The sequence below is a fragment of the Flavobacterium humidisoli genome (assembly GCF_023272795.1).
Lineage (GTDB): Bacteria > Bacteroidota > Bacteroidia > Flavobacteriales > Flavobacteriaceae > Flavobacterium > Flavobacterium humidisoli.
In genome coordinates this window covers 246,484-268,013 of record NZ_CP096829.1, presented here as the reverse complement: position 1 = coordinate 268,013, position 21,530 = coordinate 246,484, and the positions used below count along the sequence as shown (strand labels likewise).

At 32.8% G+C, this 21,530-nt stretch carries 12 protein-coding genes; 9 read left to right on the top strand and 3 right to left on the bottom strand.

Features of this window, described 5'->3' with window-relative positions; genetic code table 11:
- Positions 1 to 16: 16 nt before the first annotated feature.
- Entirely contained in the window at positions 17 to 2,428 is a 2,412-nt protein-coding gene (locus M0M44_RS01290) for a S9 family peptidase (protein ID WP_248728176.1), read from the bottom strand.
- A gap of 263 nt (positions 2,429 to 2,691) precedes the next feature.
- On the opposite strand from M0M44_RS01290, the gene M0M44_RS01285 reads away from it, so the two are divergent.
- The gene (locus tag M0M44_RS01285; RefSeq protein ID WP_248728175.1) at positions 2,692 to 3,699 is read left to right on the top strand and encodes a 3-oxoacyl-ACP synthase III family protein; all 1,008 of its coding nucleotides are present in this window, start codon (positions 2,692 to 2,694) and stop codon (positions 3,697 to 3,699) included.
- Positions 3,700 to 3,834: 135 nt separating this feature from the next.
- Entirely contained in the window at positions 3,835 to 4,506 is a 672-nt protein-coding gene (locus M0M44_RS01280; protein ID WP_248728174.1) for a copper homeostasis protein CutC, read from the top strand.
- Positions 4,507 to 4,607: 101 nt separating this feature from the next.
- On the opposite strand, the gene M0M44_RS01275 is transcribed toward M0M44_RS01280, so the two are convergent.
- The gene (locus M0M44_RS01275; RefSeq protein ID WP_248728173.1) at positions 4,608 to 7,028 is read right to left on the bottom strand and encodes a TonB-dependent receptor; all 2,421 of its coding nucleotides are present in this window, start codon (positions 7,026 to 7,028) and stop codon (positions 4,608 to 4,610) included.
- A gap of 325 nt (positions 7,029 to 7,353) precedes the next feature.
- Here M0M44_RS01275 and argS point away from each other — a divergent pair, with 325 nt between their 5' ends.
- The 4 genes from argS to M0M44_RS01255 all read left to right on the top strand — a co-directional run bounded on the left by argS (position 7,354) and on the right by M0M44_RS01255 (position 15,107).
- A complete protein-coding gene (argS, locus tag M0M44_RS01270) occupies positions 7,354 to 9,132 on the top strand; it encodes an arginine--tRNA ligase (protein ID WP_248728172.1) in 1,779 nt (592 codons plus the stop codon).
- 363 nt (positions 9,133 to 9,495) lie between these two features.
- Positions 9,496 to 12,666, top strand: coding sequence for a SusC/RagA family TonB-linked outer membrane protein (locus M0M44_RS01265; protein ID WP_248728171.1), 3,171 nt, complete (start codon positions 9,496 to 9,498; stop codon positions 12,664 to 12,666).
- Positions 12,667 to 12,670: 4 nt separating this feature from the next.
- Positions 12,671 to 14,146 (top strand): RagB/SusD family nutrient uptake outer membrane protein, encoded by a 1,476-nt coding sequence (locus M0M44_RS01260; protein WP_248728170.1) that lies wholly within the window; start codon positions 12,671 to 12,673, stop codon positions 14,144 to 14,146.
- Between the two features lie 253 nt (positions 14,147 to 14,399).
- On the top strand, positions 14,400 to 15,107 hold the full coding sequence (locus M0M44_RS01255; protein WP_248728169.1) for a YgdI/YgdR family lipoprotein: 708 nt from the start codon (positions 14,400 to 14,402) through the stop codon (positions 15,105 to 15,107).
- Between the two features lie 72 nt (positions 15,108 to 15,179).
- On the opposite strand, the gene M0M44_RS01250 is transcribed toward M0M44_RS01255, so the two are convergent.
- The gene (locus M0M44_RS01250) at positions 15,180 to 16,082 is read right to left on the bottom strand and encodes a DUF6607 family protein (protein WP_248728168.1); all 903 of its coding nucleotides are present in this window, start codon (positions 16,080 to 16,082) and stop codon (positions 15,180 to 15,182) included.
- 105 nt (positions 16,083 to 16,187) lie between these two features.
- Here M0M44_RS01250 and M0M44_RS01245 point away from each other — a divergent pair, with 105 nt between their 5' ends.
- From M0M44_RS01245 to M0M44_RS01235, 3 genes are all read left to right on the top strand, one after another.
- On the top strand, positions 16,188 to 18,338 hold the full coding sequence (locus M0M44_RS01245; protein ID WP_248728167.1) for a TonB-dependent receptor plug domain-containing protein: 2,151 nt from the start codon (positions 16,188 to 16,190) through the stop codon (positions 18,336 to 18,338).
- A 12-nt stretch (positions 18,339 to 18,350) separates the two neighbouring features.
- Complete coding sequence (locus M0M44_RS01240) at positions 18,351 to 19,766, top strand: HmuY family protein (RefSeq protein WP_248728166.1); 1,416 nt, start codon at positions 18,351 to 18,353, stop codon at positions 19,764 to 19,766.
- A gap of 282 nt (positions 19,767 to 20,048) precedes the next feature.
- Positions 20,049 to 21,527 (top strand): SGNH/GDSL hydrolase family protein, encoded by a 1,479-nt coding sequence (locus tag M0M44_RS01235; RefSeq protein ID WP_248728165.1) that lies wholly within the window; start codon positions 20,049 to 20,051, stop codon positions 21,525 to 21,527.
- Positions 21,528 to 21,530 lie beyond the last annotated feature (3 nt).

Here is a 21,530-nt window from a genome sequence, read left to right as displayed (position 1 = left end):
TATAAATAGATGAATATTAATTCTTTAAATATTTTTCTAAAAACTGATCTTGTTCCCAAAGCAGGTGCAAAATGTTTTCTTTTGCTACATAACCGTGAGATTCTTTTGGCAGAATAACCATTCTTGCCGGCGCTCCTAATCCTTTTAATGCTTGAAAATAACGTTCTGTCTGCAAAGTAAAAGTTCCTGGATTATTGTCTGCTTCTCCATGAACTAACAAAATTGGCGTTTTCATTTTTTCAGCATTCATAAATGGAGACATTGCGTTGTAAACTTCTGGTGCTTCCCAGTAATTTCTTTGTTCAGATTGAAATCCGAATGGAGTTAATGTTCTATTGTATGCACCGCTTCTTGCAATTCCGCAGGCAAAAAGGTCCGAATGGGTTAATAAGTTGGCAGTCATAAAAGCTCCGTAAGAATGTCCTCCAACAGCTACTTTTTTACGGTTAATATAGCCTAAAGCATCTACTGCATCAATTGCTGCGGCTGCATTATCTACTAATTGCGAAATAAAATTGTCGTTTGGTTCGGTAGTTCCTTCGCCAATAATTGGAAAAGCAGCGTCATCTAAAACGACATACCCTTTTGTTACCCAATATACAAATGAACCATAATAAGGAAAAGTGAATTCGTTTGAGTTTTGAGTCGATTGAGAAGCACTATTCCTATCTTTATATTCTGCTGGATATGCCCAGATCAATAGTGGCAATTTTTCTTTTTTACTTTTATCATAACCGACAGGAAGATATAAAGTTCCCGAAAGCTCCAATCCGTCTTTGCGTTTATATTTAATAACTTCTTTGCTAACATTTTTAATGCTTTCAAACGGATTTTTGAAATCTGTAACTTGTGTTAGACTATTTTGTTTTTTAATATTTCTGAAATAGTAATTTGGGTATTCTGTTTTTGACTGAATCTGAACTAAAATTTTCCCAGACTTCAAATCTTCAATTTCTAAAATATCTTCTTTTTTATCTTTGTACGGAGAAGTGTAAATGCGTTTTGATTTTAAAGTTTCTAGATTGAATTCGTCTACAAAAGGAAATTGTCCGTTTTTAGTATAACCTTCGCCAATTCTATAAAGGTTGTTTTTTTCGATTGCTAAAACATATTTATTGTAAGCATTTTTTTTTGTTTCAAAAACTCCGGGATCAGAATAAACATCTTGCGAATTTCTATCTGTAATTAATTTTGGCTGCTGATTTGGGTTTGATGGATTAATCAAAAATGTTTTGGTGCTTCTGGTGTCATACCATTCTTCTGAAACAATCGCTAAATTGTCATTGCCCCATATAATGTCACTAAAACGCTGAGGAGTTTTTGCTAATGAAGAAGCTTCTTTGTCAAAAGGCGCATCCCAAAGGAAAATTTCATCTCTAAAATCAACTTGATTTGCAGGATCTCCTTCGTCTAACGCTACCACATAAGATAAAGTTGCCGATTTGTCGTTTCTCCAAGCCATTTCTCTTTTTCCTTTTCGAACAGCCATAAAGCCTTTTGGCATAATTTCATTTAAAGGAACCTCGTTTACCGTTTTAATCTCTCTTCCGCTTAAATCGTAAACAACCGTTTTGGATGGAAATCTGTTTAACGGAACTACATAAGAAAAAGGTTTTTGAATTGTTGTCAGCATAATGTACTGACCATCTGGAGAGATTCTTTCTCCGGCAAACATAGCGGCGTCTTTGTATAAAACAGCATCTCCATTTAGTTTTACTTTATACAATTCAGAAGTTATGCAGTTTTCAAAATTAGCTTCGTCGTTTTTGTTTTTTAGCATATCGGGATATGTCCTGTTTTGAGATTTTTCTCCTGAAGTATTTGAAATAATCGGCCCAGTAGGCAGATCTTTTTTAGAATCTAAAAGTGGCGGTCTGTTTTTAGGAAGCATTTTTACTAAGATGGTTTCACTGTCTAAAAACCAATTAAACGGATTTCCAAGATTTGCATTTACTCTGGCCTCTGTAAGTTTTGTTGCTTGTGCACTTGCAACATCTAAAACCCAAAGTTCTACACCAGAATTTGTAGTGTGTGAGAATAGGATTTTTTTGTCGTTTGGTGACCAAAGAATGTTTGATATTTTCGGATTATCAGGGAGTCCTTTAACCTGAATTTCTTCCCTTCCGTTTATTTTTCTTAGTTTTAGATTGATTAAGTATGTTACAGTACTTGAAATATTAGTAACCGGATTAATTCTCAAACCAGCTAAACGAACTTCGTCTTGGTTTAAATCGTCGAGTGTTTTATAAGTATTGCGATACATTAAGAGCATGTTTTCTTTTTTGGTATCCATTGATACGGAAGGAGCTCTTTGATAATCTGCCAAATCTAAAATAGATTTTGAAGGTTTTTGATAAGTTAGGTTCTCTTGCGCAAAAGAGAAAAAGCTTATATTTAAAAATAAAAACAGTGTAACCTTTAATTTCATAGTTTGAATTTTATGGGTTTGTAAATCGGTATTCAAATGTTTGTCTAAGATAGTTTTGTCTTGTTACATCTTGAGCCTGATTTTTAATTTTTTTCAATGTTTGCGTCCGAAAATTGCCTTTTCAAGAAGTAAATGATGATAAGTTAGCGTATAATTAGAATATATTAAATTGCTAATAACGAAAAAAATAGTATTTTGTGTACGTATATTTTAAAGTATGCGTAAATTTGCAATCCAATTTTTTAATAAATAATAATAGATATATGTATCATTCAAAAATAGCTGGTTTAGGATATTATGTTCCTTCTAATGTGGTGACTAACGATGATTTGTCTAAGATAATGGATACCAATGATGAATGGATTCAGGAAAGAACCGGAATTCAGGAAAGAAGACACATTATCCGTGGAGAAGACACTACTACTTCAATGGGAGTAAAAGCAGCTAAAATTGCAATCGAGCGTTCTGGTGTTGCCAAAGAAGATATTGACTTTGTAGTTTTTGCTACATTAAGTCCAGATTATTATTTTCCAGGGCCTGGAGTTCTGGTTCAAAGAGATTTAGGTTTAAGAACAGTTGGAGCATTAGATGTTAGAAATCAATGTTCTGGTTTTGTTTATGCAATTTCTGTTGCAGATCAATATATTAAAACAGGAATGTATAAAAATATTTTGGTTATTGGTTCTGAGGTTCACTCTACAGGATTAGACATGACAACTCGCGGACGTGGAGTTTCTGTAATTTTTGGAGATGGAGCAGGAGCTGCAGTTTTAAGCCGTGAAGAAGATTTAAGCAAAGGAATTTTATCTACACATTTACACTCTGAAGGAGAGCATGCAGAAGAATTAGCTTTGCAGGCACCAGGAATGGGAGCGCGTTGGGTAACAGATATTATTGCAGATAATGATCCGAATGATGAAAGTTATTATCCATATATGAACGGACAATTTGTATTTAAAAATGCTGTAGTTCGTTTTGCTGAAGTAATCAATGAAGGATTGGAGGCAAATGGTCTTCAAGTTTCAGATATTGATATGTTGATTCCGCATCAAGCAAATTTGAGAATTTCGCAATTCATTCAAAATAAATTCAAATTAACAGACGACCAAGTTCACAACAATATTCAGAAATACGGAAACACAACAGCAGCATCTATTCCGATTGCTCTGACAGAAGCTTGGGAACAAGGGAAAATCAAATCTGGAGATACTGTAGTTTTAGCAGCCTTCGGAAGTGGATTTACTTGGGCAAGTGCTATTATTAAATGGTAAAATAATCATCTTACATTATATTTTTTTAAAACCTGTTTCTTATTGGGAGCAGGTTTTTTTATAAATTGCGTACTCAAACCAGACAGGTTTTAAAACTTATCTGGTTTCATTTGGAGAAAAACTATTGAAATCAAAATGAAAAAAAATCAACTAGAAATAGCTTGTTTTAATTATGAATCGGCATTAATTGCTCAAGCAAATGGCGCAGATAGAATTGAGCTATGTGAAAATATGAAATTGGGAGGAACTACTCCAAACTCTATTTTGGTAGTAAAAGTTCGCGAAAGTATAAATATAAAAATGCACGTTATTATAAGGCCTCGAGGTGGTGATTTTGTTTATTCTGACGAAGAGCTTACCGAAATGAAACAAGATATCAAGCAATATAAAAAACTAGGTGTAGACGGTTTCGTTTTCGGGATTTTAAAAGAAAACGGAAAAGTAAATAAAAAGCAGAATAAGGAATTAGTGCATTTGGCGCATCCCTTATCTTGTACTTTTCACCGCGCTTTTGACGTAGTTAAAAATCCTGAAAAATCGCTCGAAGATGTAATCGACTGTGGCTTCAAAACCATTTTAACTTCAGGTCAAGGTGTAAATGTAGAGGAAGGGATTTTCGCTTTAGAAAGGCTTCAAGAACTAGCGGGAGACAGAATTGAAATTATGCCAGGAGGAGGTTTAAGATCTTCAAATATCAAATTGTTACAAGAAAAATTAGACCTTACTTTTTATCATTCTTCAGCAATCACAGATAATTCTGAAACTGCAAATCCAGAAGAAATAAAGGAATTGTGTAACTTTTTATAGTATAGAATAAAACAAAAAAAAGTCTGGAGGTGGCAATCTCCAGACTTTTTTTCTACAAGAAATTATTTAAAAAACTGTTTAAAAAATTTTCTCAGACAAGATTAGAACATGCCGCCCCCGCCTTTGTTAGTATTGTCGTCTCTTTGTTTACGTTGTAAATTTTTGATTTTTCCGCCTCCAAAGTTGTAAGTCAAACCAAAGTAAACCGTTTGGCTTTCCCATTTAAACTGACCTGCTTGAGGATAAGGATACATGGTGTCAAAAGCATATTTCATGGTATTGAAAACGTCATTGAAACGAACGCTCAAATTCATTTTGTTGTCCAATAAGGTGTAACGTGTACCGATATCCATTTTATACATTTCGTGGCTGTTATTTTGAAGCCCGTCTGTAGCGCCTCTATAGAATCCAAAAGCTAAGAAACTTAAACGTTTGTTTACTTTAAAATTAGAGTTCATACGTCCGTTGAAAGCAGCAACTGTGATTTTTCTGTCGATTGGATTACTTGTGTTTGTTGCAGGATCATATTGGAATACGATACCTTGCTGATTAATACTTGAGAAATCAATCGATGGTTGGATATCCCACCATTTTGTGATTTTATAATTGAAAGAAACTTCAAATCCGTAAGCTGTATTATGATCGTAGTTGGTAAAACTCATGATTTGTTTTTCCATGCTCGGATCTGCTGGATCAGGATATAAAATTCTGCTGATTTGGTCATTAATACTTCTAACAAAAACTCCAGTTGTAAAGCTTCCTTTTTCAAGAGTTTTAGTATAATTTACTTCTACTGAGTTGGTAAACTGAGGTCTTAATTCTGGGTTTCCTAATGAAGTTACCAATGGAGTTGCAAATTCACGAATAGGTTTTGTCTGTTCTAAACTCGGACGGTCTACACGTCTGCTGTAGCTTAACTGTAAAGTGTTTTTCTCATTCAAATTATACGTTAAATAGGCAGATGGATACAATGTAATATAATCATCATCAAATTTAGTCTGACCGTAATTTAAATTTGCCTGTACTTTATAACTTTCAAAACGTGCACCCAATTGATAGCTAAACTTTTTGTATTTCTGTCCAAATGTTACATAAGCAGAATAAATATCTGTATCATAAGTATAATGAGAGGTTTGGCTTGCTACAGGTAACAAAGGATTTCCAGTAATATAATCGTTATCAGTTCTCGTGATCCTTGCTTCAGCTCCAGCTTCAAGGGTTGTTTTTTCGTTTAACGGATTAACATAATCTACGTTCACAGTGCTTAATTTTCTGGTTCCTTGAAGAAAATCATTATAAACAATACCAGAAGCAGTATTGTCAATTTTGGTTGTTTTAGTGTCGAAAGAAGCATTTTGAGTTTCTTTATTATCACTGTAATTTGCTTCAAAATCTAAAGTATGGCCTTCTTTTTTGAAGATGTGTTTGTATGCCAAATTGTATGTTCCAACTCTATCAGGTCCCCAATAGCTTGATTTTTGAAAGATATTAGAAATATCAGAACCAGTTACATTATTGTAATCAATATCAGTATCTACAAAGCCTTTTCCGTTAGATTTGTTTTGATTTGTGTAGATAGACAAAGTGTTGTGATCATCAATTAAATAATCCATTCCAATTTTGTATAAGTAGGAATCATTATCATTCAAAACAGAAATATTTTGAACTATATCTTGATCAAATCTTTGTATGAATCCTGTGTTTTGGTAAGTTCCAAAGTTTTGTCCCACATTTCCAAAGAAATTTACTTTCCCAGTTTTGTAATTTAAATCTAAAGATTGGTTGTATTTTGCCGTTTTACCAAATGTAATACCACCGCTATAACTTCCGTTAAAACCAGTATTCGCATTTTTATGCAAGATGATATTAATGATTCCAGACATTCCTTCTGGATTGTATTTTGCACTTGGGTTAGTAATCAATTCAATTTTCTTGATAGAAGTCGATGGAATTTGTTTTAATAATTGGGCAGGGTCAATATTTGTTGGACGCCCGTCAATTAATACACGAACATTGTCATTTCCGCGAAGCGAAAGTTTTCCGTCTTGATCTACATTTACAGAAGGAATATTGTTCATAATATCTGATGCAGAAGCTCCAGCCGTAGTTAAATCTTTACCAACAGTAACCACTTTTCTATCAATTTTTTGTTCGATAGTTGAACGCTCGCTAACAATGTTAACACCTTTAAGCTGTGTAGCTTCTTCTTCAAGCGAAACATTTAAAGTGGCATTTTTTTTGTTTTCGCTCAAAAGAACAGAACCGATGTATTTTCTAAATCCAATATATTGAATCTCGATTGTGTAACTTTTTAGACCAATGTTTTTAAATGAAAAGTCTCCGTTATCATCTGTATTTACTCCAGAAACCACTTTTCCATTTTCTTTAAGCGAAACAGTTGCATAAGAAATTGGCGCATTGTTCGACTTTTCTGTAATTTTTCCAGTAATACTTCCAGTATTCTGGGCCTGTGCTGTTGCGATTATACCGAATAACGCAAACAGAAAGAATTTTAATTTCATGATTTTTTTACTGATTATTTTTGATTTGATTGATGATGATTTCGTTTTGTTAGTTTTTCTTTTTTTTTGTGACTTTGAAAAAATTAAAGTCTCTATTAAGACTCTTTTACGGTTGATATGTTACAAGAAATTAAATAAAAAAGCATATTTTTTTTCTCATTGCCTGTTTTGTAAGAGATTACGGTTTTGATTTTTTGATAATTTTAACAAATAAAAAATGTGCTTTTTTGTCAAATTGAAACTCTTTTTCTGAATTTAATATGTTTTTGATTTTCTCTAATTGATGAATAAGCAGTATCTTTGCTCACTTTAAAAATAAGTTTACATGTCATTATCACAAATTCTTACACCTTCTATACAAAAAGCAATACAAGCATTATTTGATGTTACTGTTGATAAAATCGAGTTTCAAACTACTAGAAAAGAGTTTGAAGGAGATATTACAATGGTCATTTTTCCGCTATTGAAATTGACTAAAAGCAATCCAGTTGAATTAGGAAATAAAATTGGAAATTATCTAGTTGAGAATGTTTCTGAAGTTGCCCGTTTTAATGTAGTTTCTGGTTTCTTGAATATTGTTATTTCAGACAGTTATTATGTAAATTTCTTTAACGGAATAAAAGATCAAAATCAATTTGGTTTTATAGCTCCAAACCCAGATGATAAAGCGGTAATGGTAGAATATTCGTCTCCAAATACCAATAAACCTTTGCACTTAGGACACGTTCGTAACAATTTGTTAGGATATTCGGTTGCAGAAATTCTTAAAGCTTCTGGTAAAAAAGTATACAAAACACAAATTATCAACGATAGAGGAATTCATATCTGTAAATCGATGTTGGCTTGGGAGAAATTCGGAAACGGAGAAACTCCTGAAATTTCTGGTTTAAAAGGGGATAAATTAGTTGGTAAATACTACGTAGAGTTTGATAAAGCTTACAAAAATGAAATTAACGGTTTAATAGAAGCTGGAAAAACTGAAGAAGAAGCCAAAAAGCAAGCGCCAATTATCATTGAAGCACAAGACATGCTTAAAAAATGGGAAGCTGGCGACGAAAAAGTGATTTCTCTTTGGAAAAAAATGAACGAATGGGTTTATGAAGGTTTTGCAACAACTTATACTAATCTTGGAGTTAATTTTGATAGATATTATTACGAAAGTAACACTTATCTTTTAGGTAAAGATGTTGTTCAGGTAGGTTTAGATAAAGGCGTTTTTGAAAAAGATCCAGACGGTTCTGTTTGGATTGATTTGACTGATGAAGGTTTAGATCGTAAAATTGTATTGCGTTCTGACGGAACAGCAGTTTATATGACACAAGATATCGGAACAGCAATTCAGCGCGTAAAAGATATGCCAGATGTTGGTGGAATGATTTATACAGTTGGAAACGAGCAAGATCATCACTTTAAGGTATTATTCTTAATCTTGAAGAAATTAGGGTTTGACTGGGCTTCAAACTTATATCACTTATCATACGGAATGGTTGATTTACCTTCTGGAAAAATGAAAAGCCGTGAAGGAACTGTTGTAGATGCAGATGATTTGATGCAGGATATGACTGATACAGCAAAACAAATCTCAGAAGATTTAGGAAAATTAGACAGCTATTCTGACGAAGAAAAAGCGAAATTGTACAAAACAATTGGTTTAGGAGCTTTGAAATATTACATTTTAAAAATAGATCCTAAAAAACGTATCTTATTCAATCCAGAAGAATCTGTTGATTTTGCTGGAAATACTGGTCCGTTTATTCAATATACATACGCAAGAATTCAGTCTATAATCCGTAAAGCCGATTTTGATTTTTCTAACAAAATTGAAATTGAAGAACTTCATGAAAAAGAAAAAGAGTTGGTAAAACAAATCGAACTTTTCCCAGAAGTAATTCAGAACGCTGCTCAAAATCATAGTCCCGCATTAATTGCCAATTATACGTACGATTTAGTAAAAGAATATAACTCTTTTTACCAATCAGTTCATATTTTAGGAGAGGTTGATTTAACTAAGAAAATATTTAGAGTTCAGCTTTCTCAAAAAGTAGCTGAGGTAATAAAATCTGCGTTCCAATTATTAGGAATCGAAGTTCCAGAGAGAATGTAAGAATTAAATCTTAAGAAATTTTAAAGCCAATAGTTTTCGAACTATTGGCTTTTTTTATTGTTTTTTTGGCTTATCCGGTAATACTTGCAGTTTAGTTCTGTATTAGTTTTGTATCAGATTTCATAGTGTTTAATTACATAGTTATTAAGATATCTCCTAATATTCGTTTTTTAACTATTTTGAATTAGTAAGCTTTTAGTATAAATGATACAGGATTGAAACCATCTAGAGATAGGTGGTTTTTTTATTTTCTCTAAATAATTGTAAGTTTATTTTTATAATTAATTATGTTAAATGAGTGTAAAATCTTGTTAAAATTAATTTAATTTTATAAGTTGCGCCCCTTAATTCAAACAAACTATAATGAAAAGAAGATTAAAAGGATTTGCAATTCTTGTGTTTTTGTTGACTGCTCAATTGTTTTTTGCGCAGGAAAAAACAATTTCAGGAATTGTATCAGATGGAAGTGGACCAATTCCAGGTGCAAATGTTGTGGTAAAAGGAACTAGCAATGGAGTTCAAACCGATTTTGATGGGAAGTATAAAATTAAAGCCAAGACAGGAGACGTTATCATGTTTTCTTACATGGGTATGAAAGACCAATCTATTACAGTTGGTAATTCGTCTACTGTAAATGTCAAAATGCAAGATGGTGGAGAGCAATTGGAGGAGGTTGTGGTTCAGGTGGCTTATGGAAAAGCAAAAAAAAGTTCTTACACAGGATCAGCAACTCAAATTAAATCAGAACAGCTTGAGAATAGACCCTTAACGAATGCTTTATCTGTTTTAGAAGGTAGTTCTTCAGGGGTACAAATTCAAAGTTCGGCTGGTCAACCTGGAGCTGCACCAGAAGTAAGAATACGTGGATTCAGCTCTATAAATGGATCAAATACTCCACTTTATATTGTTGATGGAGTTCCTTACGCAGGAGATATAAGCAGTTTAAATTCAAGTGATATTGAAAGTCTAACTGTCCTAAAAGATGCTTCTTCAACTTCTCTTTATGGTTCAAAAGCTGCTAATGGAGTTATTATAATCACTACAAAAACAGGAAAGTCATCAAAAGATAAGTTTTCATTAAATATGAGTACTGGAATGACTTCTCGTTCAATTAAGGATTATGAAAGAGTGAATGCTTTTGATTATTATCCTCTAGAATGGGAGGCGATTAGAAATAGTCGTCCTATGGCAAACCAATCTCAAATTGATGCAGCTAATGCTTATGCTTCCACAAGAGTGCCAGTTGTTCTAGTTACAAATCCATTCAATGTTCCTGCAAATAGTATTGTTGGAACAGATGGAAAATTAAATCCAAATGCTCAATTGCTTTATCCACAAGATTTGAATTGGGAAAAACAATTGGAAAGAGCTGGAGTTCGTCAAAATGTAGATTTTTCTTATCAAGGGAAATCGGAGAAATCAAATTATTTCGCTTCTCTCGGTTATTTGAATGAAGAAGGATATATACAAAAGTCAGGTTTCGAAAGAACTACAGGAAGATTAAATCTTGTTACAAGTCTAAAAGATTGGTTCAAAACAGGAGTAAACATTTCAGGAGCTTTAACTAACTCTAAATTAGGGACTGATGGTGTAGAAAATACAAGTTCTTTCAAAAACCCATTTAGAACTATAAGAACGATGGGGCCTATTTACCCAGTTTTTGATCATACCGCCAATGGAGATTATGTGTTTGATGATAATGGCGATAGAGTTTATTCAACAACTAGGGGGGCGGGTGCTTCTAATGGACGAAATGTTGTTTATGAAACTTTACATGATACTGATGTAGTAAAAGGATTGGCACTTTCGGCAAGAACATTTTTCGAAATAACTTTTTTCAAAGATTTTAAATTCACCACAAATGCCTCAATTGATAAAACATATTCTAATAGAACCTATTCTTATAATACTTTAATTGGAGATGGGGCGCCAACAGGATTAATTGGAAAGGATGATAAAATTTTAACAGGAGTTACATATAATCAGTTGCTTAATTATTCTAAAAAAGTTGGCAGTCATAATTTTACTGCACTTTTGGGTCATGAAAGTTTCGATTATGAAAGAAATTGGACTACGGGCACTAAAACTGGTCAGGTAGCTCAAGAGATTATAGAGTTTGTTAATTATGCGACTACAACAGGCTTGAATTCTTATACGAGAAATTACGCTACCGAATCGTATTTTTCTAGAGTTGGGTATGACTATGATGATAAATATATTTTTTCTGCATCGTTACGAAGAGATGGATCCTCAAAATTTGCTAAAAATAATCGATGGGGAAATTTTTGGTCTTTTGGGGGAGCGTGGGTAATCTCTAAAGAGAATTTTTTAAAAGAAAAAACATGGATTAATGACTTAAAATTAAGAGCATCTATTGGAGAAGTTGGAAATGACTCACATACTATTAGTGATACAAATGATGCAGGTTCGCAAATTAATGGCTTGAATTATTACGTTAGTCAGAATACTTATAGTTTAGGATATGATAATGGAACAGAAGGCGGTGTGTTAATTTACGCTGCAGGAGCTCCTAATCTAAAATGGGAAGTCAATACCCAGAAAGATATTGCAGTAGAGTTTGGATTATTTAAAAATAGATTAAAAGGTAGTATTGAGTATTATAATAGAAATACTGATGGGTTAATTTTTGCAGTTCCAAATCCATTATCATCTGGCCTAGATAATAGAATGGAAAATATAGGTTCAATGGTAAATAAAGGAATTGAGATTTCATTAGATGGTGCAATTATCAAAACAAATGATTTTTCTTGGAACCTAAATGTTAATGCATCAACTATCAATAATAAAATTACAAAGCTGCCACAAGGGGAAATTATTGATGGAACTAAGAAACTTTCGGTAGGGCATTCAATTTACGATTATTGGCTAAGAGATTGGTATGGCGTGGATCCAGCAGATGGTTATGCTTTATATGTAGCTAATCCTCAATTTGTGAACTCTGGAGATAGTACGATAAGAGTTGTGAATGGAGTGAATGTAACTACAGACCAGAATAAAGCTTTATACCATTATGCTGGTTCAGCAATTCCAGATTTATTTGGAAGCTTTGGAAATACATTTAAATACAAAGGTCTTCAATTAGATATTGTTTGTACTTACCAAATAGGAGGACAAATGTATGATACTAATTATGCTGTTTTAATGCACACTGGGAATAATTACGGATCAGCATTTAGTACTGATATATTGAACAGGTGGCAAAAACCTGGAGATGTTACAGATGTACCACGATTAGATGTAAATAGAAATACTCAATCATCTGCCGCTTCAGACAGATGGTTAAAAGGTTCTGATTATTTATCATTAAGACAGATTAATTTATCTTATAAAATGCCAAAAGAGTTTATTTCAAAGTTAGAGATAGATAATGCTTCTGTTTACATTAATGGAGAAAACTTATTGTTGTTTACAAAACGTCAGGGAATGGATCCTACACAAACTTTTAACGGTACAACGCAGAATAGATATATACCATCTAGAGTAATAACATTAGGTCTGAATTTAAATTTTTAACATTATGAAATCAAATTATATAAAATTGATATTTGCATTTGTATGCATAATTATTTTTGGATCTTGTTCGGATGATTTTCTAGATAAAAAGCCAACAGAGTTTGTGAATTATGAAGGAGCAACAAAAACAACTGAAAACCTAATGACTCTTTTGAATGGTATTCACAGATCTTTATATATAAGATATGAAGGAAATCAAAATGAAAATGGGTTAGGCAGTTTGATGCAGCAGATAGATATTGCTGGTGATGACATTGTTTTCCCTGTTACTAATGGCTGGTATTTGCAAGTTTATAACTGGGCAGCATTTTCTAATGAGAATTCTCAGGATTTAAGATTCCAGTTTAGAACTTATTATAGAATAATTAGAAATGCAAATACTATTATAAATGCAGTAGATGCGTCCATCGGTTCTGATGCAGATAAGAAAATTGTAAAAGGACAAGCTTTACTTTATAGAGCTTTTTGTCATTATCAGTTGGTTCAGCTTTTTGGAGAAAGATATATAAACGGAAATAATAATTCTCAGCTTGGTGTTCCTATTATTTTGACTGTTGGCAATGATAAATTTCCTCGTTCAACAGTTGAAGAGGTATATGTGCAAATTAATAAGGATGTGGATGAAGCAAATGTTTTGCTAGCTGATTACACAAAACCTAACAATTCACATCTTGATTTAAAAGTAGCGCAAGGTCTGAAAGCAAGAATTGCTTTAACTCAAGGGAATTGGGCAGTAGCAGCAAATTATGCGAACAAAGCGAGAACGGGAAAAACACTAATGTCTGCATCAGATTATGTTGCGGGATTTAATGATTACTCTAATAAGGAATGGATGTGGGGAAGTCATATAAATGAAGTTCAAACTGATTATTTTGGAAACTTTGGAGCATATATGTCAAGAAATTATAATTCAACTGTTATACGTTCTTGCCCAAAAGCAATTAATAGTAAATTGTATAATATAATTCCCCAAACAGATGTTCGTTCTAAAATTTTTGATAAAACAGGAAGCCATACAGCTCTTTCATTGGCATCGAATTATGCTAAATTTCCTTATACTAGCCAGAAATTTTTATCAATAAATACAGGAGATAGTAGATGCGATATTCCATATATGCGAGTTGCCGAAATGTATCTAATAGAGGCTGAAGCTAAAGCCAGACTTGGAGATGCCAATGCAGCAAAAGTCCTTTTTGATTTTGAGATAACGAGAGATCCTGCTTATGTTTTGACTAGTAATACAGGTCAAGCCTTAGTTGAGGAAATACTTTTACAAAGAAGAATTGAATTATGGGGTGAAGGATTTCGATTCTATGATTTGAAGAGAACAAATTCGTCATTAGATAGAACAGGTGCAAATCATGATTCAAGTATTGTAAATGGAGTTTTAAGTGTAGACTCTGCAGATAAAAGATGGCAGTGGCTAATTCCTAAAGCAGAAATTGATGCCAATCCATTAATTGTGCAAAATCCATTATGATAAAAATTTAAAAACAAAAAAATCCAGAAGCTTTAAAAACTTCCGGATTTTTTTTAATGAATTTTCGTGTAAAAAAGTATTAACGGAATTTGTATATGTTGTTTTTATAAGTATGTTTACAGAAGGAAATAATTGGTTATTTTACAGCTAAAAGGGCCATAAAACAAAGAAGAAAAACCGGCTTATGATACTATAAAATCAATACGAGGAAGCCGAAAATCGTGAGAGTAGGCAAAATTTAAACCCAAAAACAATGATTAAAAAACCTTTACTTTTAATGATGCTTCTTTTTGCATTTACAGCAACAAAAGCTCAAGATTTAATTAACCCATCTTATGGATTTTCGCACAGTAAAACAGCTTACATTACGCTAGCAGACGGAACAGAAATTAGCGGAACTATTCGTGATATTGATAGAGACAAAGGGTTAATTGAATTTATTAAATTACAAGACGCAGCTGGAAAAAAACACAAACTAAAACCAGAGGATATTAAGTATATGTACTTACCACCTAGTGGACTTGATAATTTGACTAAAAAAATTGATTTTGGTACAGATTTTCAAAAATGGAACGATGATAAACTGAACCAAGAGTACTTAAAGGAAGGTTACGCATATTTTGAAACTGCTGATGTGCAAATCAAAAAGAAAAAATCAAAATTATTAATGCAACTTTTAAACCCTGCATTTAGTAAAGAATTTAAAATATACTGTGATCCACATGCAAAAGAAACTACTTCTTTAGGAGTTGGAGGTATTAAATTTGTAGGTGGAGATGCTAAATCTTACTATGTTGCTAAAAAAGATGCACCTGCATTTTTATTAAAGAAAAAAGAATACAAAAAAGAATTTGCAACATTGTGGAGCGGATGTGACAAATTAATCACTGCATCTTCAGCAGATCCAAAATGGACAGATTTATCAAGACATGCTGTTACCTATTCTGAGTGTGCTCAGTAATTAAATAGAACAAATAAAAAAAATCCGGAAGTTTATAAAACTTCCGGATTTTTTATTAACAACTAATTCTAATTACTTAACAAATTTGTCAATGATTTTATCTGTTTCTGCTTTTGCAGTATCTGGTTTTAAATCAAATAATAGAGAGTAAAGCGCTTTTCTGTCAACTTTAGCTTCTAGGTTTAAATCTTGGTGTCTGTCAAAAAGAGTCTGCCATTTGTCACGAATATTTTTCCAAAGCGCGTTATTTTCTTTCCACCATTTTTGAGCTGCTAGACATTTTACATCTGGAACTTTAGTGTAAACATCAAATCCTTTCTCTTGCGCTAACAAAACATCTTTTCCAGCATCGTCACGAACCAATTTGTCATTGTCTTGCTCATGGTTCCATCCTGTAGCAGTAATTTCGTGAATATTTCTTCTTTTTAAAACATTGTAGTCGTTACGTTTTGTTTGCTCTCTTCTCGGAAGCGGTGCATCAGCAACGTTTGCCCAGTAATCTTGCCCGTCAACATGTACCCAAGTTGAAGACCCTTCATATCTTGGACTATCATCTACTTGATATACTTTTTGAGTCCATTGACCTTTGACTGCTTTTTTGTCTAGCTTTTTGTATTTCCAAGTATTGCCTTTATCAAACGAGTATAAGTCTGTGTTTTCGTATAGCCAATCTTGTCTCCAGTGTTTGATAATCATATCATCACTTACAATAAGTAAATGTTGCATTACAATTTTGTTTGGAGTGTCTTCTAATAACTCTACCCATTCTAATGCAGATTCATGTTTAGTCTCTGAAGGCTTATAAGTAAGAGTGTCTTTTGGATATGAAAATGTTTCTGTGAAATTAAACTTCACTTCGTAACAACCACACATTGATTTAATTGACTTAATGTCTTGTTGTTTTTTGTCCTGACTAAAACCAAGACCACATGTTAAAGCCAAAGCGGCTGACAGAAAAAGGCTTTTTGAAATCATAACTTATTGTTTTGTTTTTAAATTTTTCGCAAATATATAAATTTAATTTAGAACAATTAAAAATAGTTATATATTTGCATCGATTATTAAGACTGAATAAAAATAATGAAAATTAAAATTACTCTTTTTGCTGGCCTTCTTTTTTGTACTTATTCTTTTGCGCAGCAAAAAGATTCGATTAAGTCGGCAGAAAAATTGTCTGAAGTAGTTGTTACAGGACAGCTTGAGCCACAATCTATAAAGAAGTCTGTTTTTAATGTGCGTGTAATTTCAAAAGAAGATATTAAACAATTAGCAGCAAATAATCTTGCGGATGTTTTGAACCAATACTTAAACATTACAATTCGAAATAGTGGAAGTGATGGACGTTCGACTGTTTCTATGTTTGGATTGGATTCACAGTATTTTAAAATTTTAGTTGATAATATACCATTGGTAAGTGATACTGGAATGGGGACAAATGTAGATCTAACACAGGTGAATCTTGATGACGTCGAGCGTATCGAGATTATAGAAGGCTCAATGGGAGTAACTCATGGTGCAAATGCTGTTACTGGTATATTGAATATTATTACTAAAAAAGGAGGAAATCATAAATGGGATATTAGCGCAACTGTTCAGGAAGAAACAGTAGGAAATGAATATTCATTTTCTGATAAAGGACGTCATATTCAATCAGCAAAAATAGGTCATAATTTTAACAATAATTGGTTTGTGAATGTAGGGGGAAATCATAATAATTTTGAAGGCTTCTATGATAATATGAAAGGAAAAGATCATTATGCGACAGATGGTTTGAGAGGGTACAGTTGGTTACCAAAAGAACAATGGGTTGGAAATGCAATGCTTGGATACCAGAAAAACAGTTTTAAAATTTTCTACAAATTTGATTACTATGGGGAAAATGTAGATTATTATAGTCCAATATTGGTTCCTCAAGATAATTATCCTTTCCCTGAGACTTATTTTACAAGAGACAAAAGATACATTACAAATAGGTTTTACCATCATTTAAATGCAAACGGGAAGGTTTTTTCTAAATTGAACTACAATGTTTCTATTTCGCATCAAAAACAAGAACGAGATGCAGAATTGTTTGATTATCAAATGGAGACTCAGAAAGAATCTAATAATAACAGATTTACATATCAATCTAAGGAAGTTTTTTATTCAACAGGAGCATTAAGTAACTTTTTTAATAATAAAAAAGTCGATTTCCAGCTTGGTTATGAGATTACGAACGAAAATGGGTTTTATAGTAGTGCTGCAGGAACATTTTTAGATAATCAGCTTCAGTCTAAAGATGTCAGAAAAAGATTGGAGAATTACGATATTTTTACAGTTGCGGAGATTAGTTTGACAGATAAATTCTCTATCCGCCCAGGGCTTCGATATTCTTTTCAGTCTGCTTTTGAAAACCAATATGCGAGTTCGTTAGGACTCAGATATCTTTTCAAAAAAGGATTAGAAGCTAGAGCCTCTCTTGGAAAGTCATATCGTACGCCAAATTTTGATGAATTATATACCTATTTTGTAGATTCTAATCATAATGTACAAGGCAATCCTAATTTGGTTCCAGAAAATAGTACTTCATATGAAGTTAGTTTTAAAAGAACCTGCAGTTTTGATTCGGGAGCTCAAATAGCAAATAATCTTGCCGTAACTTTTTTAGATGTTAATGACAGAATTGATATGGTTTTAGTTGAGCTTCCTGGTAAGTATCAATATATAAATATCAATAAGTACAAAATGTGGAATATTTCAACCACAGAACAATATGCTTATAAAAACTGGAATGTAAAAGTTGGAGCTGCACTTGTTGGTATTTCACAAAAGCTAGATTTGGCTCAGTTGAATATTAGTTCTGATGATAAATTTTTGTATTCCTTACAGTTGAACTCTAGCGTTTCTTATAATATTCCAAAATGGAACACTTTGCTAGCACTTTATTATAAATATAACGGGCAGCAGCAGCAATTTGCAGCAGGGACGGACGAAAACGGTAAAGCAAAATTTTATTTGAATGAAATTAAGCCTTATAGCTGGATGGATGCTTCGGCTCGTAAAACATTCTTCAATAATAAATTCGAAGTTACAGTTGGTGCTCGTAATTTATTCAATATTACTTCTGTTCAAATTACTCAGGGTAACGGTGGTGCAAGCGGAGGAGCTCATGGTTCTGGAAGTTCAGAATTAATGCTTGCTTATGGACGCTCTTATTTTCTTAAACTAACATATAATCTAAATTTTAATTAATAAATCAATACTATGAAAAAAAACTTTATTTTAATATTATCTTTTGTACTGCTTGCTATTGGAGCTTGTAGTAGTGATGATGAAGTGGCGCAGGCTAATGTAGTTGCTTTCGCTGCAACTTCAGTAAATTTATCTGCTGAAACAACTCCAATCGAAATTAAATTTGCTTCTCCAACATCTTCTGCAGGATCACTAACTCTGTCTTACACTGAAACTGCAGTTGCAAATGGTACAGACTACAATACAACACCAGCAATAGCAGCAAGTAAAGTAATAGTTCCTTTCGAAAAAAATGTTTCTTCAGTAACATTTACTTTTAAGAAATTAAAAGAGGCTATAGAAGGCGAAGTGAAAAATGTTGTTTTTACTATTAGCAGTGCAACTATTAATGCTGTAATTTCTGAAAACAAATCAATTCAAGTAAACTTTAATGAAACTGCTTCTTTAGGAACGTCTTTGTCTCCAGAAGTTGGTGGGCCAATGGAGCCAAATCAAGTTTATATTGATTTAAGTAGTGGAAAAATGACTTCTGCTTTACGTAATTCTTGGGATCTAGGATTTTATTCTGGTTCAGAATTTAGAGTAGTGTTAAACAGCTCAGTTAAAATGGCTGCAAAAAAACTTGAAACAAGCAATATTGATGAGGTTCAGGTAGCTGATGAAACGATGATTATTTCTCAAGGAACCGGGTTTTCTTCTCAAGTTGATGACTCAGCTGGTGATATTACAAAAACAGCAATTGCTGAAGTATCTGCAACTGATTCTGAAAATAAAGTTTATTTAGTTTATTTAGGAAATAAGCCAGCAGATGTCGCTCCAGTTTTAGGAAAAGAAGGTGCAGTGGCAGGAGCAACAAGAGGATGGAAAAAAATTAGAGTTTTAAAAAGTGGCAATGACTATAAAATTCAATATGCTAATATTGATGCAACAACACACCAAGAAGTTGTTGTTACTAAAAATTCTGCTTATAACTTTACTTTCTTTAGTTTACTAGATAATAAAACGGTTAGCGTTGAACCACAAAAGGCACAATGGGATCTTAATTTTACAACCTTTACTAATGTGATTCCTTATGCAGGGTCTACAGTGCCATATTTCTACCCAGATTATGTAGTTAATAATGTAAAAGGAGGAGCACAAACTTACCAAGTGTTAGTAACGGCGACAACGACATATGAGAACTTTACATTGGCTAATGTTGAAACGGCTAAGTTTACTGCGGATCAAAGAAATATTGGTTCAAATTGGAGAGGGACTTCTGCTACAGGACCAAACGGAGATATTATAACTCAGTTTGTTTTAAAAACCGATCGATTCTTTGTTGTAAAAGATCCAGCTGGAAATGTATATAAAATGAAATTTACAGGTGGAGCAAAAGCAGATTTAGAAAGAGGACACCCATCATTCCAGTATGCTATCTTGAAATAAATTCATAAATGAAAAAATCTAAAGATTATAAAGAATATTTCATTTTAACTTAAATGCTTCGGCATCAAAATCTAGTTAATCATTAGCTTTGTTTTTTTTATTTTTTTTTTGATTCAAGAGGTTAGATTTTCTAACCTCTTTTTTTTGTTCTACTTTCTTGTTAAAATGAAACAGAAACAAAATGTTATTCTATCTTTGCACAAATTTTTCTGCAATAGGTTAACAATTATTTAATTGGTTTAATTTTTGAATGCAGTCAGTTATACTTTTTATATTTATTAGGTGAATACAAAATCTTATTTTTTTCAGTCTTTTTCAATCGTTGCCTTAGCATTGGTTGCTTTTATTGGGTTTAAACAAATCCTTCCAGACAAAATATTTTCTGAGACTAAGTTAGATTCTAAAAACATATTGATAGATAGTATGCTTTTAGAGTCTGTTGCCGACGATTCATTATCGCTAGACAAAGATAGTATTGCAAAAAGTGAGCAAGCACTAAACGGGCAGAAAATTGTTTTTGATGAAACGGAAGGAATCGAGTTTCCAGCCGAAACATTTGAAAACTACAAAGGATATCAATACCTGATTTCCTTTTATGAGAAATTGTATCAGTTAGAAAAAAATCCTCAGAATAAGGTGAGAATCGCTTATTATGGAGATTCCATGACCGATGGAGATTTAATTGTACAGGACGTTCGTACTAATTATCAGGAACGTTTTGGAGGAAATGGAGTTGGATTTGTTTCTATTACTTCAGAATCTGCTGCTTCTAGAGGTTCTGTAAAATCAACTTGTTCTAAAAACTGGAAAACACAGTCTTATTTAAATGTAAAAAGACCAATAAGTCCTTTTGGAGTTAACGGACACGTGTTTTTTGCAAATGATAAATCCAATTCAACCTGGGTTCAGTACGAGGCCGGATTGAACAAATATTCTACTTCTTTAGATAATGCAACCTTATTTTATGGGCGTTCGTCTAAAACCGGGAAAGTTAATTTTATTATTGGGAAAGATACCATCAAAAAAAGTCTTTCGCCAAATAGTTTAGTGAATACACTAAAAGTTTCATCTGGAAGTTTAAAAGCTTTCAAGGCAAACTTCGTTCAGGCAGATTCTATTCCTATTTACGGATTTAATTTTGATAATGGAAGTGGAGTTCATGTGGATAATTTCTCGCAGAGAGGAAATTCTGGACTTCCAATTTCAATGTTCAATGCAGATGTAATGAGAGCTTTTAATAATAGTCTGAAATACGATTTGATTATTCTGCACTACGGAACGAACGTTTTAAATTACGGAACAAAAAATTATTCTTGGTATGAAAAAGGAATGACAAAAACCGTAAATAAAATTAAAGAATCGTTTCCAGGGGTTTCAATTTTAATTGTTTCTACTGCCGATAAATCGACAAAATATGATTTAGAAATGAAGACCGATTCTGCTGTAGTTCCGTTAATGAAAGCACAAAAGCACTATGCGTTGGAAGCGCAGGCAGGATTTGTAAATTTATATACTTTGATGGGAGGAGATGGTTCTATGATTAAATGGGTTGATGAGACTCCTGCAAAAGCAAATAAAGATTATACCCACTTTAACCAACGTGGTGCAAAAGCAATAGGTAATTTGCTATACGGACAATTGAATAAAGGATACGAAGAATATAAAGTGCTCAGAGAAAAAAGAGATGCTGAAGGAACTAAGCCAAAACCAGTAAGAAAAGCCAGACCCGATTCCGTTTCAGTAACAAAAGATAGTGTATGATAA

Excerpts from the sequence above, each read along its gene's own strand:
- M0M44_RS01260 (WP_248728170.1), top strand. The coding sequence starts at position 12,671 with ATGAAATCAAATTATATAAAATTGATATTTGCATTTGTATGCATAATT.
- argS (WP_248728172.1), top strand. The coding sequence starts at position 7,354 with ATGTCATTATCACAAATTCTTACACCTTCTATACAAAAAGCAATACAA.
- M0M44_RS01245 (WP_248728167.1), top strand. The coding sequence starts at position 16,188 with ATGAAAATTAAAATTACTCTTTTTGCTGGCCTTCTTTTTTGTACTTAT.
- M0M44_RS01265 (WP_248728171.1), top strand. The coding sequence starts at position 9,496 with ATGAAAAGAAGATTAAAAGGATTTGCAATTCTTGTGTTTTTGTTGACT.
- M0M44_RS01280 (WP_248728174.1), top strand. The coding sequence starts at position 3,835 with ATGAAAAAAAATCAACTAGAAATAGCTTGTTTTAATTATGAATCGGCA.
- M0M44_RS01290 (WP_248728176.1), bottom strand. The coding sequence starts at position 2,428 with ATGAAATTAAAGGTTACACTGTTTTTATTTTTAAATATAAGCTTTTTC.
- M0M44_RS01285 (WP_248728175.1), top strand. The coding sequence starts at position 2,692 with ATGTATCATTCAAAAATAGCTGGTTTAGGATATTATGTTCCTTCTAAT.
- M0M44_RS01275 (WP_248728173.1), bottom strand. The coding sequence starts at position 7,028 with ATGAAATTAAAATTCTTTCTGTTTGCGTTATTCGGTATAATCGCAACA.
- M0M44_RS01240 (WP_248728166.1), top strand. The coding sequence starts at position 18,351 with ATGAAAAAAAACTTTATTTTAATATTATCTTTTGTACTGCTTGCTATT.
- M0M44_RS01255 (WP_248728169.1), top strand. The coding sequence starts at position 14,400 with ATGATTAAAAAACCTTTACTTTTAATGATGCTTCTTTTTGCATTTACA.
- M0M44_RS01250 (WP_248728168.1), bottom strand. The coding sequence starts at position 16,082 with ATGATTTCAAAAAGCCTTTTTCTGTCAGCCGCTTTGGCTTTAACATGT.